At 58.8% G+C, this 16,444-nt stretch carries 15 protein-coding genes; 3 read left to right on the forward strand and 12 right to left on the reverse strand.

All coding sequences use genetic code 11. The features are described from left to right. Window positions 1-11 precede the first annotated feature (11 nt). Entirely contained in the window at window positions 12-1,175 is a 1,164-nt protein-coding gene (locus tag AC2FH9_RS18010) for a benzoate/H(+) symporter BenE family transporter (protein WP_496750747.1), read from the forward strand. Window positions 1,176-1,380: 205 nt separating this feature from the next. Here the strand turns inward: AC2FH9_RS18010 and AC2FH9_RS18015 are convergent, their stop codons facing one another. Next, complete coding sequence (locus AC2FH9_RS18015) at window positions 1,381-2,163, reverse strand: crotonase/enoyl-CoA hydratase family protein (protein WP_496698039.1); 783 nt, start codon at window positions 2,161-2,163, stop codon at window positions 1,381-1,383. Window positions 2,164-2,229: 66 nt separating this feature from the next. Beyond that, a complete protein-coding gene (locus AC2FH9_RS18020) occupies window positions 2,230-3,300 on the reverse strand; it encodes an SMP-30/gluconolactonase/LRE family protein (protein ID WP_496872466.1) in 1,071 nt (356 codons plus the stop codon). Window positions 3,301-3,393: 93 nt separating this feature from the next. Between AC2FH9_RS18020 and AC2FH9_RS18025 the strand changes: the two genes are divergently transcribed. Beyond that, on the forward strand, window positions 3,394-4,509 hold the full coding sequence (locus AC2FH9_RS18025; protein ID WP_496692872.1) for a pyridoxal phosphate-dependent aminotransferase: 1,116 nt from the start codon (window positions 3,394-3,396) through the stop codon (window positions 4,507-4,509). Between the two features lie 126 nt (window positions 4,510-4,635). On the opposite strand, the gene AC2FH9_RS18030 is transcribed toward AC2FH9_RS18025, so the two are convergent. The 6 genes from AC2FH9_RS18030 to AC2FH9_RS18055 form a co-directional block, all read right to left on the reverse strand. Continuing rightward, entirely contained in the window at window positions 4,636-5,826 is a 1,191-nt protein-coding gene (locus AC2FH9_RS18030; RefSeq protein WP_496692873.1) for a pyridoxal-phosphate-dependent aminotransferase family protein, read from the reverse strand. A 50-nt stretch (window positions 5,827-5,876) separates the two neighbouring features. Beyond that, window positions 5,877-6,509: a bifunctional 4-hydroxy-2-oxoglutarate aldolase/2-dehydro-3-deoxy-phosphogluconate aldolase gene (locus tag AC2FH9_RS18035; protein WP_142638043.1), complete on the reverse strand. Its 633-nt coding sequence runs from the start codon at window positions 6,507-6,509 to the stop codon at window positions 5,877-5,879. A gap of 5 nt (window positions 6,510-6,514) precedes the next feature. Next, window positions 6,515-8,320, reverse strand: a complete 1,806-nt coding sequence (edd, locus tag AC2FH9_RS18040; RefSeq protein ID WP_496872468.1) for a phosphogluconate dehydratase — start codon at window positions 8,318-8,320, stop codon at window positions 6,515-6,517. Between the two features lie 2 nt (window positions 8,321-8,322). Then, on the reverse strand, window positions 8,323-9,768 hold the full coding sequence (gene zwf / locus AC2FH9_RS18045; RefSeq protein ID WP_142638040.1) for a glucose-6-phosphate dehydrogenase: 1,446 nt from the start codon (window positions 9,766-9,768) through the stop codon (window positions 8,323-8,325). Window positions 9,769-9,906: 138 nt separating this feature from the next. Further along, window positions 9,907-12,150, reverse strand: coding sequence for a phosphoenolpyruvate--protein phosphotransferase (gene ptsP / locus AC2FH9_RS18050; protein WP_142638037.1), 2,244 nt, complete (start codon window positions 12,148-12,150; stop codon window positions 9,907-9,909). A gap of 46 nt (window positions 12,151-12,196) precedes the next feature. Next, a complete protein-coding gene (locus AC2FH9_RS18055; RefSeq protein WP_496872469.1) occupies window positions 12,197-13,435 on the reverse strand; it encodes an aspartate kinase in 1,239 nt (412 codons plus the stop codon). Between the two features lie 164 nt (window positions 13,436-13,599). Here AC2FH9_RS18055 and AC2FH9_RS18060 point away from each other — a divergent pair, with 164 nt between their 5' ends. Beyond that, window positions 13,600-13,956 carry a hypothetical protein gene (locus tag AC2FH9_RS18060; protein ID WP_142638033.1) on the forward strand — a complete coding sequence of 119 codons (357 nt, stop codon included), beginning with the start codon at window positions 13,600-13,602 and terminating at the stop codon, window positions 13,954-13,956. Here AC2FH9_RS18060 and AC2FH9_RS18065 read toward each other — a convergent pair. From AC2FH9_RS18065 to AC2FH9_RS18080, 4 genes are all read right to left on the reverse strand, one after another. Next, complete coding sequence (locus AC2FH9_RS18065; protein WP_496750753.1) at window positions 13,950-14,588, reverse strand: SDR family NAD(P)-dependent oxidoreductase; 639 nt, start codon at window positions 14,586-14,588, stop codon at window positions 13,950-13,952. The genes AC2FH9_RS18060 and AC2FH9_RS18065 overlap by 7 nt on opposite strands. A gap of 3 nt (window positions 14,589-14,591) precedes the next feature. Next, window positions 14,592-15,047: a DUF1178 family protein gene (locus AC2FH9_RS18070; RefSeq protein ID WP_496872471.1), complete on the reverse strand. Its 456-nt coding sequence runs from the start codon at window positions 15,045-15,047 to the stop codon at window positions 14,592-14,594. Window positions 15,048-15,118: 71 nt separating this feature from the next. Then, a complete protein-coding gene (locus AC2FH9_RS18075; RefSeq protein WP_496750756.1) occupies window positions 15,119-15,577 on the reverse strand; it encodes an NUDIX hydrolase in 459 nt (152 codons plus the stop codon). A gap of 96 nt (window positions 15,578-15,673) precedes the next feature. Next, a complete protein-coding gene (locus AC2FH9_RS18080) occupies window positions 15,674-16,432 on the reverse strand; it encodes an EcsC family protein (protein ID WP_496872473.1) in 759 nt (252 codons plus the stop codon). Window positions 16,433-16,444 lie beyond the last annotated feature (12 nt).

Consider the following 16,444-nt stretch of genomic DNA (forward strand, 5'->3'; position numbering starts at 1 on the left):
CTGAGGGCAGGATGACACGCGCATTTCCACCAATGCAGACCATCTCAACCGGATTGGTTGTGGCCATCGTCGGCTTTTTCAGCTCATTCCCCATCGTACTGCAGGGGCTGGATGCGATGGGTGCGTCACCGGAGGAGGCCGCATCGGGCCTGATGACCGCCGCCATCGCCATGGGGCTGGCCGCCATCGTGCTGAGCTTGCGCTACAAGTTGCCGATCAGTGTCGCCTGGTCCACGCCGGGTGTCGCGCTGTTGGCTGTATCCGCCACACCTGTCGAGGGATTCTCAGGAGCTATCGGTGCGTTCCTGTGCGCTGGCGCTTTGACGGTTGTGGCTGGGTTGTGGAAGCCGCTGGGAAGGTTGGCAGCTGCAATCCCGACCACGTTAGCGCAGGCAATGCTTGCCGGGGTTCTGATGCCGCTATGTATCCTCCCGTTCAAAGCGGCCGTCGAGATTCCGTGGCAGGCGCTACCCGTAATCCTGACATGGTTCATCGCGGGGCGGTTCAACCGGCTTTTTGCTGTTCCCGCGGCAGTGATCGCAGCAGCCATTATAGTCATCCTGAACGCCGGAGATACAACGATCATGCCCGAGCGTCTGATTGCAGCACCGATCTGGGCCATACCTACATTCTCCCTGGCCTCGGCCATAGGGATCGGAGTGCCGCTGTTCATCGTCACTATGGCGACACAGAACATCCCCGGCATCGCGGTGATGCGCAGCTTTGGCTTTGCGCCCGTGCCGGGCAAATTGTTCTCGGCCGTCGGAGGGGCCAGCCTGTTGTCCGCCCCGTTCGGAGCCCCCGCCACCTGCCTAGCCGCCATCACAGCCGCGATGTGTTCAAATCAGGATAGTCATCCCGATCCTGCGCTGCGTTATTGGTCGGCCATCATGGGTGGCGTATTCTATTGCCTGTTTGGTATTTTTGCCGTGGCCATCACCGGATTTGCCGCCCATGCCGATCCGTTGCTGATGGGGACGCTGGCCGGGGTCGCGCTGATCGGTGTGCTGGCAAATGCGATCCACGCTGCGCTGGAGGTTGTGGCCGAGCGTGAGGCGGCGATCCTGACTTTTGCTATCACTGCGTCCGGTATCACAGTCTTCGGGCTGGGGGCCGCGGTCTGGGGTTTGCTGGCTGGTGGCATTGCCTATCTGGTGACTAACCGGCTGCGATAGCCGCTTAGCCTTGAGGCCACAGCCAAAGCAAAACCAGCTTAAATTTGGATCATTGGGAATTCTGGTGGAACGCCGGATCAAGAAAGCACAGACCAAAGTCCAACCCAGAGAATTCGTTTCATGTAACGCTGGAAAAGATGCGCAAAGCCTACACCCCACTGCCTGACACGCAGGTCCGCGATGCGCATCGGGATTCATGTGGTGACTACTTGAACTTCGGCTTACGACCCTGCATCTGCGCCATGACAACCTCCATCTGATCGGGTTTGCCGATCAGCTCCACCTGTTCGGCAGATTCGGCCAGCAGAACGTCGGCTCGCGAACGGGTTTCGGCCACGTCGATCAGGCGCTTGGCGGCACGGATGGCTGAAGGGCTTTGGCCTGCGATGTCTTCAGCCAGAGCCAGCGCCTCGGTCAAAGGATCGTCCGAGAGTTTCGTGACCAGCCCCCAATCAGCCGCCTGCGGCGCGCCTATTGGACGTGCAGTATACGTCAGCAAGCGCAGCACGTCCGAGCGCACAAGCTCGGGCAGCAGAACCATGCCGCCCATGTCGGGAATGATACCCCATTTCATCTCCATCACCGCCAATTTCGCCTCGGGGTGGGCAATGCGGATATCCGCGCCCAGTGCGATTTGCAGTCCGCCACCATAGGCCACACCCTGAATGGCACAGATGACTGGAACGGGGACACGGCGCCAGATCAAGGCAAGCTCCTGCATTTCGTTGGCGTCGTCATGGCTGCGGTTCATCAGCCATTCGGTTGGGTCCTTGTGGGCCATGCTGGCGAAACTGGCCATGTCGAGACCGGCGCAGAAGCTTTTACCCTCACCCGACAGCACCACGGCGCGGGCGTCGGAGACCGCCACCTCTTGCCCGGCAGACAGGATCGCCTTGATCATGGCTTCGTCCAGCGCGTTCATCTTGTCGCCACGGGTTAGCGTGACATGGGCGATATGGTCTTTGTATTCGATGGAAACGCGAGACATTGGTCCCTCCGGAAATCAGTGTTGCGTCAACCATGCCAGCAAGATGAGGACAGTGCCACCACGACGTCAGGGCAAATCAGCGACGGGCATCCGGCCATACCACGGCGAATCCAGCGTCATGACATAGAACAGGTCACCAACGACCTGACCCGCCGTGGTGATGCCCAGCCGCCCGCCGGGGTCCTGCAAGGTTTGCAGGATTGTGCCATCCCCGTCGAATTGGACGATCATGCCGCGATGAATCGGCGTCGGTCGCACCAAGGGACCCAGCCGCCAGATCACCTTGCGCAAAAAGGGATAGGGCATCAAAGCTTCACTCGGCACCCGTGGGCTGGCGAAGGCCATCCAATAAGTGCCGTCGCCCTGCGCCGTGAGGTTATCGGGGTATCCCGGCAGGTTTTCCATCAACACCTCGCGCTGCCCAGCACTCGGCCCAGTTAGCCAGAGCTTGTGCACCCGCGCACGACCAGTTTCGGCGATCAGCAGAAAATCCGTCTGCGGGGAAAGCGCTACACCATTGGTATAGACAAAGCCCTCGGCCACCTTTTTTGTTGTGCCATCAGGGGAATAGCGGGCCACGTATCCCGTATCCGACTGCTCCCAGATGGTCAGGACCGAGGTGGCTTTGGTACCGCCCATGGTTTCGGGATCGAACCGATCAGACGAGTTCGAGAAATAGACCGTACCGTCCGGAGCCACGTCCAACTGATTGGCATAGACCACCGGAGACCCGCCAATCTCGGACACAAGGGATACCAGCGTGCCGGGCCCGGTCCAGCGCATCAGCCCCCGGTAGCTATCTGCGATATATAGCGCGCCGTCCGGCCCAGCTTGCAGACCCAAAGGGCGCCCACCCAGGTCGTCGATCTTGACCGGGCTGTCGCCGTCGATCCGATAAAGCGCGCCGGACATGGATGTCGTGTAGATCGTGCCATCCGGCATGATCGCGATGTCTTCCGGGCCTTCCTCCCCATCCGGCAAAGAGATCAGTTCGAGGCTGTCCAAAGCGTTGTTCTCGGCAAACACGCCGGTAAAGCCCGGAGCTTCGGGCGGCTCCCAGGCCACTGGGTCCACGCCAACAGGCCAAAATATCAAATAGGCAAGCCCCACTAAAGCCAAACCAATCGCGATGCGCATGGACACTCCTTTGTTTTTGTTGATGCCAGACTGTGGGCACTGTGCAGGCAAAGCAAGGTTGCCTGTCGGATGACCTTGCGTTTATCTGTCTGCATGACCAATCCACGCTATACCCCGCTTGCCCAATCTCTTCCTGCTTCTGTGCCTTTTGTCGGCCCTGAAACACAGGAACGACAGCGCGGTGCACCATTTGTGGCCCGTCTGGGTGCGAATGAGAATGTCTTTGGCCCTTCGCCGCGCGCTATTGAGGCCATGCGGCAGGCAACTGGCGATATCTGGATGTATGCTGATCCAGAAAACCACAACCTGCGCCACGCCCTGGCTGAGTACCACTCCGTCTCACCCGAAAATATCGTGGTTGGCGAAGGCATTGATGGGTTGCTGGGCTATCTGGTGCGCCTGCTGGTTGGGCAAGGAGATACGGTTGTGACCTCGGACGGGGCCTATCCGACCTTCAACTATCACGTCGCCGGGTTTGGCGGGGTGATACACACGGTTCCTTATCGCGACGATCACGAAGACCCTCAGGCACTCTTTACCAAGGCCGCAGAGGTCGAGGCTAAGCTGGTCTATCTGGCCAATCCTGACAACCCTATGGGCAGCTGGCATTCGGGCACTGATATCGTGGCTGTATTGGATGCGCTGCCCGATGGCTGTTTGCTGGTTCTGGACGAGGCATATGTGGAATGCGCCCCCGACGGGACTGCAGCGCCGGTTGCCGCAGATGACCCGCGTGTGATCCGGATGCGCACGTTTTCCAAAGTGTACGGAATGGCCGGCGCGCGTGTCGGCTATGCCATTGGGGCGCCAGGCCTGATCTCGGCGTTCAACAAGGTGCGCAACCATTTCGGTATGAACAAGGCTGCACAAGCAGGCGCGTTGGCTGCGCTGCAGGATGAAGTTTGGCTGTTACAAATCCGTGCCCGCATCTCAGATGCGCGCGAGAGGATCAACGCGATAGCGTTGGAGAACGGGCTGCACCCTTTACCCTCAGCCACCAATTTCGTGGCCATTGATTGCGGTCAGGATGGGGTGTTTGCCAAGGCTGTTCTGGAGTCGCTGGTGGCGCAGGGGGTTTTCGTTCGGATGCCCTTTGCCGCGCCTCAGAACAGGTGCATTCGAGTGAGCTGCGGCGATGCCTCCAATCTAGGGGCTTTTGCCGCCTCTTTGCCAAAAGCGCTTGCTGACGCCCGGGCGCTGAACGTCTGAAGCTCTCGCTTATGGCCATCGGGACGGGGGGGCTGTCTGCCCCCATCGCGCCGTTTGCGCGATTCCCCCCGAAAGTATTTTGAGTCAGATGAAGATACAGATTAGCACTGAGATCGGGGGCTGGTCTCAGGTCACAAGCGCGGTGGCGGCGGCTTCTAACGCACCCGTGCCGCGCGGAATATCAAGGGCGGCCATGGCAGTTTCCACGCCGCCAAGCATCGCCATGACCATCTGTGCATTGATGTGTCCCATATGGCCCAGGCGAAAACAGCCGTCCCAATCTTCCATCCCGAGGCCTATTCCCAAAGTCAGGCCCAGCGATTGTTCGGTATAGGATCGCAATGGTGTTCCGAGCCCTCCACTCAGGCGCAGCGCGGTGACCGCATGACTTCGGTCGGCGCGGTCAGCTACGTTCAACGACAGCGCACCGCCCTGTGCCCAGATTTCGCAGGCGGTCCAAATTGCCTGAGCGAGGCGTTGATGGCGCGCCCAGACATTTTCAATCCCTTCCGCGTGGATCAGGTCGAGCGCGGCCCGCAGCCCATAGAGATGATGGGTCGGTGCGGTACCATCGAAGTATTGGTAGAATAGCTCGGGATTGGCTCGTGGTTGCCAGTCCCAATACCGGGAAACACGCGGCATTGCTGCCCGTTTTGCCTGCGCCTTGTCGTTGAAGAATACAAACCCCATGCCCGGTGGGGTCATCAGCCCTTTTTGACAGGCGGTAACAGTCACGTCGACACCCCAGGCATCCATCTCGAATTGCTCACATCCCAGCGAGGCGATGCAGTCCGCCATCACCAGCCCCGGGTGACCCAAATCATCCAACAACGCGCGCAGCGCCGGGAGGTTGTTGCGAATTGAGCTCGAGGTATCCACGTGAACTGCAAGTATAGCCTTGATATCATGCGACGAATCAGCACGTAGCACCTCGGCAATGCGATCGAAATCCCAGACCGTGCTGGTTCCGAAATCAATCACATCCACCTTGGCGCCGATCCCTTCGGCCATTTCGGCCCATCCATGGGTAAACCGCCCCGATGCGGGTGCAAGCACTGTCTCACCTGGCGCGATGGTGTTCGACAGTGCCGCCTCCCACGTGCCATGGCCGTTGGCAATGTAGATGGCCACGTTATGGGCCGTGCGGGCAACGCGACGCAGATCGCGGATCAGATCGGGCATCATCTCGATCAATTCGCCGTCGTAGATATTAGGTGACGGTCGGTGCATCGCCTGCAGCACTGCGTCAGGCATGACCGAGGGGCCTGGAATAGCCAGATACTCGCGCCCACGCGCGAGGGAGATTGGATGTGTCATGGGATCAACCTGTTTGAATTGGCCCTACCCTAACGTGGCCAATTTCGGCGTCAATCCATCAGCTTGGCGGCATCCCGGGCAAGCGTTTCGATCCCGGACCAGTTGCCTTCTGCGACCATCTGTTTGGGTGCTACCCAGCTGCCACCCGCACAGATCACGTTGGACAAAGACAGGTAATCTCGGGCATTTGAAGGCGATACACCGCCCGTTGGGCAGAAGGTGATTTGCGGCAAGGGCGCGCCGATAGCCTTGAGCGCAGGCGCCCCGCCCGAGGCCTCGGCCGGGAAGAACTTCAGCATGTCATAGCCTTTTTCCAGCAGGGCCATCGCCTCGGTGGCGGTTGCGGCGCCGGGCAGCAGGGGCAGGTCTTGGGCTTCGCATGCGGCGATCAGGGCGTCAGTGGCACCGGGCGAGACGCCAAACTGCGCGCCAGCCTCTTTCGCGGCGCGCACGTCATCAGGCGTGATCAATGTACCCGCCCCGACGACGCCACCGGGAACCTGCGCCATCGCCCGGATCGCATCGAGCGCAGCCGGGGTGCGCAAGGTGACTTCGAGCGCAGGAAGACCGCCCGCGACCAGAGCTTCGGCCAGAGGTCGTGCGCTGGCGGCGTCGTCAATTACAAGAACCGGGACAATCGGGGCAAGGGCACAGATTTCACGGGTGCGTTGTGTTTTGGACATAGGTCTTACACTCCGAAGATGCTGGCGCCGGTATCCGCGGTGCCGACAGCGTTGCGAAACGCGCCGAACAGATCGCGCCCGACACCATGTTGGTTGGCAGAAAGGTCAGCCGTGGCCGGAGTGCGGTCAAGCACACCTGGGGTGAGGATTTCGAGCGCGCCGTTTACGGCATCCACGCGCAGAATGTCGCCATCCTGCAAATAGGCGATCGCGCCGCCATCCAGAGCCTCGGGGCAGATATGAATGGCAGCAGGAACCTTGCCAGATGCGCCGGACATACGGCCATCGGTCACCAGCGCCACCTTTTGCCCCCGGCCCTGAAGGATCGACAGCATCGGCGTCAATGAATGCAATTCGGGCATGCCATTCGCCTTGGGTCCCTGAAATCGCACAACGACGATGACGTCATCCGTGAACTCTCCGGCTTTGAACGCCGCCTTGACCGCATCCTGAGTTTGGAACACCCGTACCGGGGCCTCGACCACCTGATGCTCGGGGGCAACCGCCGAAACCTTCATCACTCCGGTACCCAGATTGCCGCTGAGCCGCGAGAGACCTCCTGTAGGTTGGAACGGGTCTTTGGCGGGGCGCAATATCTTGTCATTCAGGCTTTGGCCTGCGCCGTCCTCCCAGGTCAGGTCGCCGTCTTTCAGCTTGGGTTCTTTGGTATAATTGTGCAGCCCCTGCCCCGCGACGGTCAGCGTGTCGGGGTGCAGCAACCCGTCTTCGAGTAGCGTGCCAATGCAATAGCCCAGCCCGCCCGCGGCGTGGAAATGGTTCACATCGGCCAGTCCGTTGGGATAGACTCGCGCGACCAAAGGCACCACGGCGGAGATTTCGGAAAAATCCTGCCAATCCAGCACGATACCGCCCGCGCGCGCCATCGCGATCAGGTGGATCAGCAGGTTTGTAGACCCGCCCGTGGCCATCAGACCGACGATGCCGTTCACAAAGGCACGTTCGTCAAGTATCTGGCAGACCGGCGCATAGTTGTTGCCCAGCGCACCGAGCGACAGAGCACGGCGCGCACCTTCTTCTGTCAGCGCATCGCGCAGCGGTGTGTTTGGATTGACAAAGCTGGATCCCGGAAGGTGCAGGCCCATGAACTCCATCAGCATCTGGTTGGTATTGGCGGTGCCATAAAAGGTGCAGGTGCCGGGGCCATGATAGGCGGCCATCTCGGCGGCCATGAGCTCGGCGCGGTTGATCTCTCCGGCGGCGAATTTCTGACGGATCTTGGCCTTTTCGTCATTTGGCAAACCGCTGGTCATCGGGCCTGCGGGCAGGAATACAGCTGGCAGATGGCCGAACGCCTGCGCGCCGATCACAAGGCCGGGCACGATCTTGTCGCAGACCCCCAGAAACACGGCAGCGTCATAAGTGTTGTGGCTCAGCGCCACCCCAGTGGCCAGCGCGATCACATCACGCGAGAACAGCGACAATTCCATCCCCGCCTCGCCCTGCGTGACGCCGTCACACATTGCCGGTACGCCACCTGCCACCTGTGCGGTTCCACCTGCGGCGCGGATCGCATCGCGGATCAGACCGGGATAGCGCTCGAACGGCTGATGGGCTGACAGCATGTCGTTATAGGCGGTGACTATGCCCAGATTGCCCGCCGTACCAGTGGCCATCGATTGTTGGTCATCGCCTGCGCCGGCATAGGCGTGGGCCTGACCGCTGCAGGACAGATGCGCCCGCGCCGGGCCTTTGGACCGGGCCTGTTCCATCCGCTCAAGATGCGGACCACGCAAATCGGCGCTGCGCGCTATAATCCGTTGCGTGACGTCGGTGATAACTGAATTAACCATGTCTAACCTCCGATCTGACGCCAGCGGCGCCCGTCGCGATGCATCAGCATCAGAGCTTCTTCAGGCCCGGAACTGCCTTGATCATATTTCGATGGCCGGTCACCCCGGTTTTCCCAACCCTGAATAATAGGGTCAACCCAAGCCCAGGCGGCTTCGGCCTCGTCGCCACGCATGAACAGGGTCTGGTCACCGCGGATCACATCCATCACCAGCCGTTCATAAGCGTCCTGAGCCCGCGCATCTGCGCCCAGCGCCTCGGCAAAACTCATATCCAGCGACACATCCGACAGGCGGAACCCGCCCGGACCGGGATCTTTGATGGTGGTGCGCAGGGTGATCCCTTCGTCCGGTTGCAGACGGATCACCAGCACATTTCCATGCAATGGCCCTACATTGGGGAAGATAGTGTGTGGAGGATCCTTGAAGTAGACGGCGATTTCCGACTCGCGCGCACGCAAACGTTTCCCGGTGCGCAGATAAAAAGGCACCCCAGCCCAACGCCAGTTACCCAAATGAACCTTTAGCGCAATATAGCTTTCTGTCCGGCTTGCAGGGTTGCCGACATGGTCCAGATACCCGTCACCGCCCTCACCCGTGCGGTATTGACCGCGGGCGATATCCGCAGGCATCACCGGCTCAAGCGCCTCGATCACTTTGACCTTTTCATCGCGAACCGCGTTGGGAGAGAACTTGGACGGCGGCTCCATCGCTGTCAGGCACAGCAGCTGTACCAAGTGGTTCTGGATCATATCCCGCATTGCACCCGACTGATCGTAATAGGCCCCGCGCCCCTCGACGCCGACGGTTTCAGCCACGGTGATCTGGACGTGGTCGACATGTGTTGCGTTCCACAACGGCTCGAACAGGGAATTGGCAAAGCGCAGGGCCATCAGGTTCTGCACGGTCTCTTTGCCCAAATAGTGGTCGATCCTATAGATCTGATGTTCTTCGAAACAGGCGCGCAGCCCTTCGTTCAGCGCTTTGGCCGAGGCCAAATCATGACCAAACGGCTTTTCCACAACGATACGACTGTCAGGCGTTGCAAGATCGTGATCGTTCAGCCGTTTCGCAATGCCCGAGAACAAGCTTGGGCCGACAGAAAGGTAAAACGCTCGCACAACGTCTGGGCGCAATGACTTGGCCAGATTGTCCCAGCCCGCATCACCCAAGGCATCAACCTGTACATATTCCACGCGTGACAGAAAGCGGTCCAGAACGTCTTTTTTGAATTCCGGCGCGAACTCTTTCATCGAGGCGCGTATCTGATCCCGAAACGCGTCGCTATCAATGGCGGATCGGGCAGACCCGATAATCCGGGCTTCGTCTGGCATCTGGCCGACTTCGAAACGATGACACAAACCCGGCAGGATTTTTCGCTGCGCCAGATCACCGGTCGCGCCAAACAGCACCAGATCGAACGGGTTAACGGGAATTACGCGTGAAACCATCGTCGGGCTCCTTCAATCCTCTGCTGAACCACAATAGCACTTAAAGCTAACAGCGCCGGTGAATAGAAAATGTTATCGCTAACATTCACTATTTCCTTAGGCAAAGCGAGAAAAGAAAGCAAGGGTGGATTTGACGCACTACCCCTGGCTGCGCAACCATTCCATCACAGCCGGTCGCACGGATTGCTCTCCGCGATGACGAGCGTCCGATATGATCTTGCGCACTGCTTGCAGATCTGCCCGCAACAATACGCTTTTGACCGGCCCAATCGACGCCGGGCGCATCGACAACGTCCGGATTCCCATCGCGGCCAGACACAGTGCCTCGACCGGGCGTCCTGCGTCTTCACCGCAGAAGCTGAGCGGCGTATCCGAGATGTTGCAGCGTTCTACGATCCGTTCGATAAAAGTCAGGAAACTGACATTCAGCGAGTCATAGCGGCGGCGGACCAACTCGTTTTCACGGTCGGCAGCAAAGAAGAACTGTTTCAGATCATTGCCACCAATCGAAATGAAATCGACTTCGTCAAAAAACTTCTGCGGTGCAAAAGCGAGTGAGGGTGTTTCCAACATCGCTCCGACTTCAATACTTTCAGGCAGGGCATGGCCCAGACGTTTCTCGCGGTCGATGGTCTTATTCACTTCCCATCGCGCTTCATAATACTCTTCCGCTTGTGCCACGAATGGGAACATGACCGTCAACGGACGACCATTGGCGGCCCGGATCAGAGCCTGCAGCTGCATCCGCATCACGCCGCGCTTATCCAGGCCAACCCGAATTGCGCGCCAGCCTAAGGCCGGGTTCGGCTCCTCGATATGTTTCATGTAGGGCAGAACTTTGTCGGACCCGATATCCAGCGTGCGAAATACCACGCGCTTTTTATCGGCCGCATCCAGAACCCGCTGATATTGCGTCACAAGCTCGGAACGCTTGGGCATCTTATTGCGGATCAGGAACTGGAGCTCGGTACGAAACAGGCCCACGCCTTCGGCACCGGAATTGTTCAGCGAAGGCAGGTCCGCCATCAGACCCGCGTTCATCACCAGATTGATCCGCTCTCCATCCCGCGTCACCGTTGGCGTTTCGCGGATCGAGGCATAGCGTTCCTGCGCCTTGGCCTGCATCGCGACCTTATCACGGAACGCGCTGACCACGGTATCTTCTGGTCTGAGCTGCACAGTGCCCTGATCGCCATCAACCAGGATATGGTCTCCGTTCAGGGCCTCGGTCGTAATGCGCCCAACATGGACCACCAGTGGTATGGCCAAAGCACGGGCAACAATGGTGGCATGGCTTCCGACCGAGCCCTCTTCGAGCACGATGCCTTTCAAGGACCGGCCATATTCCAGCAGGTCACCTGGACCGATATTCCGGGCAACCAGGATTGGGTCCGGTGGCAGGTCGGCACTGTTTGTCTGCCCTTGCCCGGTCAAAATGCGCAGCAGACGGTTGCTGAGATCGTCCAAATCCGCCAATCGCTCGCGCAGATAGGGGTCAGAGACTTGGCTCATGCGCGCGCGCGCCTGGGATTGTTCCTTTTCCACCGCAGCTTCGGCGCTAAGCCCGAGTGCAATGTCCTCCTCCATTCGGCGCATCCAACCTTTGGAGTTGGCGAACATGCGATAGGCTTCCAGAACCTGTAGCTGTTCCTTGTCGCCGTTCTTGGATATCTCGAGCATCTTGTCGACACCGACGCGCAATTCTTCGACCGCCTCGGTCAGACGCTCCTGTTCGCGGTGCGGGTCATCGGCAATCGGGTTGGTAACAACAACGCGCGGTTCGTGCAGCCAGACATGGCCTTCGGCCGAGCCCTCTTGTGCTGGGCCGCCTGTAAACTGAACCGGTTGCTGGTGGCGTGGCGACAGGGCCGCGCCCTCGCCAACGAATGCTCCCAGTTCAGCCATTTCGGCCAGAACCATTGCAACCACTTCCAGCGCATAAACTTCATCCGCAGAATATTCGCGCGCGTTGCGGGACTGAACAACCAGAACGCCAAGCTTTTCACCCAGCCGCTGAATCGGCACACCCAGAAAAGACGAGAAACGCTCCTCACCCGTTTCCGGCATATAGCGAAAGCCCTTGGCTGACGGCGCATCGGGCGTATTCACGATTTTGCCGGATTTCGCGACGCGCCCCACCAGTCCTTCGCCCATGCGCATACGGGTCTTATGAACGGCCTCGGGCGACAGGCCTTCGGTCGCACAAAGTTCCAGGGTTTCTTCGTCGCGGAACAGATAGATCGAGCAGACCTCGGCCCGGATACTGTCTGCGATCAGGTGAGTGATCCGGTCAAGACGTTCCTGACCGGCAGCTTCGCTCGCCATCTCTTCACGCAGCCGCCCCAGCAGCTTACGGGATTCTGTTTCAGTGCCGTCTGCCATAGCCCAACCAGTCTAAGGTTTCAGGCGTGACCCTTGGCTGAATTGCTCAGGCCGCCTTGTCCAATTCAAAGGCATCATGCAGTGCCTGAACCGCAAGTTCCATGTATTTCCTGTCCACCAAGACGGAAATTTTTATCTCAGAGGTTGTAATGACCTTGATGTTGATACCCTCATCCGAGAGTATCTTGAACATTTTGGCCGCAACACCCGATTGCGAACGCATTCCAATCCCGACCACAGAAACCTTGCAGACATCATTATCTGCGACCAGGTCGGCATAGTTCAGCTCTCCCCGGTCTTTCAAAGCCAACAGCGCCTTTTCGGCGCGCGTCACCTGATCCGTGGGGCAGGAAAAGGTCATATCCGTGCGCCCTTCGTCCGAGATGTTCTGAACGATCATATCCACATTCACGCCCGCGTCGCTAAGCGCCGTGAAGATGATCGAGGCGATACCGGGGCGGTCCGCCACGGAAACGACGGTCATCTTGGCCTCGTCACGAGAATAGGCCACACCGGCCACAACATTGGATTCCATGATATCCTCCTCGTCGCAGACCAGCGTACCGGCCTCGTCGGATTGTTCTTCAAAACTTGAGAGAACGCGCAATTTCACTTTATATCGCATCGCCAGCTCAACCGAGCGGGTTTGCAGCACCTTAGCCCCAAGCGAGGCCAGTTCCAGCATTTCTTCGAACGAGATTCGATCCAGCTTACGCGCTTTTTGGCAGATGCGCGGGTCGGTCGTGTAAACGCCGTCTACATCGGTATAGATGTCGCAGCGCTCGGCCCCGAATGCGGCAGCAAAGGCCACCGCAGTGGTATCCGACCCGCCACGGCCAAGTGTCGTGATACGGCCTTCAGGGCTGAGACCCTGGAAACCCGCGACAACGGCCACTTTCATGCCCTCGCCGAATTTCTGGTTCAGGTTGTCGGTCGGGATATCCTCGATCCGCGCCTGGCTGTGGGCGCTGGTGGTCAGCAGCGGCACCTGCCAGCCCTGCCAACTGCGGGCTGGTATGTCCATCTCTTGCAATGTCAGCGCCATAAGGCCGGCGGTGACGTTTTCCCCCGAAGACACCACGGCGTCATATTCGCGCGCATCAAACAGTGGCGAGGTTTCGTTGACCCAACCCACCAGCTCGTTGGTCTTGCCCGACATGGCCGAGACGATGACGATCACTTCATAACCCTTGGCCACCTCAACGCCGATGCGCTTTGCAGCACGGCGGATACGGTCCAGATTTGCGACGGATGTGCCGCCGAATTTCATCACGAGTACGGGCATGGGGGCTGATGTCTCCGCGCCTTGGAATTCAGATCCCGTGCGTCTTATGCGAGGGGGGCCGCAAGAGCAAGAGTGCAATACCGCATCAGTCGGGGCCTAGCATCGCTTTACAACCGCGTATGACGGTGTAAGCCTGACGCATCAAATTCACTACGAGGTATTCAATGCACCGTCTTGCCCTTGTCCTTGCCCTATTTTCCACACCTGCAGCGGCGCAAGTCGCCTCGCTGACCGGCACCGACGGTCAAAACGCCTTGGGGAAAGTACCCTGTGCGACCAGCCCAGGCGAGGCGATGCGCACTTGCAACGCCGAAATGCGGCGCCGTGACGACGGCAGCTCTACGCTTGCGGTTGCGATGGGAAATGGCGAAGTCCGCAACATCTATTTCACCGATGGCATCCCGGATTCGACAAATTCGGCAGCTAAGATCACCTATGAAAACCGAGGCGATGTTATGGTGATTTTCGTTGATCCCGGTGAGGTATATGAGATCCCTAAAGTCGCTCTTGCCCGTCAGTAAGGGTGCGACTGGCCTTCATAGGTTTCAAAGCACCCGGTACTTTCAAGTGACAGAGTATCGAAACGGTTGATCAGGCCCTGAACAGCCTTATCAACCGTGATATCAGCCCCGGTCCCACCCATATCCGTCTGAACCCAGCCGGGATGGTAAATGCCTACTGAAATGCCGTCGCCGCGCAGGTCCACAGCCAGATTGCGCCCCAGATTCAGAACAGCAGCCTTGGACGAGCGGTAGATATAGCTGCCACCAGGCGCCCGCGTGTGCGAGGCCATCTGCGAGGATAAAATCGCAATCTTTCCCTGTGCCGCGCGCAGATTGGGCAACAAGGTCTGAACTGTCAGAAAGACCCCCGTCACATTGGCAGCGAAACTCTGCGCCCACATTTCGGCGGGGTAGCCATCGATGGTTTGGGATTTATCCAGATATACACCGGCGTTGCAGACCAGCAGATCAACAGGGCGCATTGCCAGTTTTTCCGCCATCGCTTGATGTTGTTTCGGGTCTGTTACATCCAGCGCCACCTCTGCGCTGCCATCCCGAGCCGTGCCCGTTACGTCGCATCCTTGCGCACGATACCTGTCCGCCAGAACCTTTCCGATCCCCCGCCCAGCACCGGTGATAACAACATGCATGGGCTAGTTCGTCTTGCGCGAAGGTACGAAAGGCAGCGGAGCAACAGGTACGCCGTCATCGATCAATGCCCTGGCTTCTTCTGGCTTGGCCTCGCCATAGATCGCACGTTCCGGTGCATCGCCCAAATGTATCTTACGGGCCTCTTTGGCAAAATCCTTGCCAACGTAATCCGAGTTGTCCTCGACTTTGCGCCGCAGCTCGGAAAGGGCTTTCTCGACATCAACGCTTGGCGTTGCCATGTTGACGACCTCATCCCGAGATGCCGGAGCCGTGGTACGAGAATCGACCGCACGTGCGGGGCGGACGCGCGGGGTCATGATTGCTTTTTCAACTTGCGGATCACCGCACACGGCGCACGTCACCAAGCCTGCGGCGGCAAGTTTGTCGTAAGCACCGGCTGACTGAAACCAGCTGTCAAAGCTGTGGCCACTGCTGCATTTCAACGCATATTGAATCATGTTCTGTCCAAAGGTCGGTTGCCAAATAGATACCAACCACTATTGCAATGGCAAGCCCCCCGAGGGGGACATCAGTGGTACAAATGCTCTACATTGCGTAACAATGATGCAAGATCGGGTGAATTAACCCGAGATGCGGCATCTCCTAGCGGAAACCACCTGCGCTTACGCTCTTGGCTTTCAGGGTATCGCACTGCCAAGGATTTGACCACCAGCGGATAGACATCGACCAGATAAACCGCTGATCCTTTCTTGTACCTCCGCTTGTAATGCAGGAACTGCCCAAAGGCATTTGGAGTGCAGGTACCGGTCACACCCGCCTCTTCCCAGGCTTCTTGACTGGCTGTCCCGGAGGGTGAGAGGCCTTCGATCAAATTCCCCTTGGGTATTATCCAACGACCGGAACCACGCGTTGTAATGAGCAACACCTGAGGCGTACCGCGTTGGACACGATAGCACAGAGCTGCCGATTGCCGTACGACTCGTACAGTGCCCGCTTGATGCAGGTTGAGTTGCCTTTGCTCGATCACGTCCTGCTGCCTCTTCAGGGAACGTTGGATATGCCCGCCCGATGCGCTTTTGCGCTTATTTAGCGGGCCCGCATCTGAAGAATGCCATATGAAGCGTTATTTTTCAATCCCTTGCATCCGCGCCTCAATTTTGCGGATCAGAACCTCATGCGGAATATCGGCATCTACTGACAGCCGCCTCAGGCCAAAATGGACGCGGGCGATCTGTTGGTAATAGCGTGTATAGACATAATTCGTACCGCCGCCGGCTATGGCGCCCAACACAGGCACAGATTGCGCAGCCAGTTTTTGCCCCAAAACCACCGCCAGTTTCGGGGCAACGGCAGATATCAGCTTTTGCAAAGCTGGGCCTGTCAGGGTCAGGCGCGCCGAAAAGAAACCCAGATCCGCGCCGTCATCGAAAGACATCGGACCAGCGGCTGACAATACCCGGACACAGTCGAATTTGACACCAACCTCAGAAGGGTCAAACCCTTCGCGCGCCGCAGCGCCCTGAATTGAACGCAGCAGCATGGTCGTGGTTGCCGGTAACTCCATCAATGCGGTCGGAACACCACCGATACCACCTGCAGCTCCCATGGCTGTCGTCAGGGCCGTATTGACCCATGGCAACTGATCGGGCACCGCCCTACGCGACCCTTCAGCCGCGTTCATCGCAATCCAAAGCGCCTTTTCTGTCGCCCCGGTTAGGGCTTCGCGCACAGATGGCGGCAGCTGTTCAAGCAACGACTCTGCCGAGCCACCGACACTGTTCAACAACTTGACGCCCGGCCCTCCGGCGGATTGGTAATATCCGGCCAAACGGTCCAGTTCCGCTTCGGCATTGAGTTTTCCGACAAGAACCATGTCCTGCATAAGTACCCTCCT

It is taken from the genome of Ruegeria sp. CDSC081 (assembly GCF_059610485.1).

Excerpts from the sequence above, each read along its gene's own strand:
- AC2FH9_RS18010 (WP_496750747.1), top strand. The coding sequence starts at position 12 with ATGACACGCGCATTTCCACCAATGCAGACCATCTCAACCGGATTGGTT.
- AC2FH9_RS18015 (WP_496698039.1), bottom strand. The coding sequence starts at position 2,163 with ATGTCTCGCGTTTCCATCGAATACAAAGACCATATCGCCCATGTCACG.
- AC2FH9_RS18020 (WP_496872466.1), bottom strand. The coding sequence starts at position 3,300 with ATGCGCATCGCGATTGGTTTGGCTTTAGTGGGGCTTGCCTATTTGATA.
- AC2FH9_RS18025 (WP_496692872.1), top strand. The coding sequence starts at position 3,394 with ATGACCAATCCACGCTATACCCCGCTTGCCCAATCTCTTCCTGCTTCT.
- AC2FH9_RS18030 (WP_496692873.1), bottom strand. The coding sequence starts at position 5,826 with ATGACACATCCAATCTCCCTCGCGCGTGGGCGCGAGTATCTGGCTATT.
- AC2FH9_RS18035 (WP_142638043.1), bottom strand. The coding sequence starts at position 6,509 with ATGTCCAAAACACAACGCACCCGTGAAATCTGTGCCCTTGCCCCGATT.
- edd (WP_496872468.1), bottom strand. The coding sequence starts at position 8,320 with ATGGTTAATTCAGTTATCACCGACGTCACGCAACGGATTATAGCGCGC.
- zwf (WP_142638040.1), bottom strand. The coding sequence starts at position 9,768 with ATGGTTTCACGCGTAATTCCCGTTAACCCGTTCGATCTGGTGCTGTTT.
- ptsP (WP_142638037.1), bottom strand. The coding sequence starts at position 12,150 with ATGGCAGACGGCACTGAAACAGAATCCCGTAAGCTGCTGGGGCGGCTG.
- AC2FH9_RS18055 (WP_496872469.1), bottom strand. The coding sequence starts at position 13,435 with ATGCCCGTACTCGTGATGAAATTCGGCGGCACATCCGTCGCAAATCTG.
- AC2FH9_RS18060 (WP_142638033.1), top strand. The coding sequence starts at position 13,600 with ATGCACCGTCTTGCCCTTGTCCTTGCCCTATTTTCCACACCTGCAGCG.
- AC2FH9_RS18065 (WP_496750753.1), bottom strand. The coding sequence starts at position 14,588 with ATGCATGTTGTTATCACCGGTGCTGGGCGGGGGATCGGAAAGGTTCTG.
- AC2FH9_RS18070 (WP_496872471.1), bottom strand. The coding sequence starts at position 15,047 with ATGATTCAATATGCGTTGAAATGCAGCAGTGGCCACAGCTTTGACAGC.
- AC2FH9_RS18080 (WP_496872473.1), bottom strand. The coding sequence starts at position 16,432 with ATGCAGGACATGGTTCTTGTCGGAAAACTCAATGCCGAAGCGGAACTG.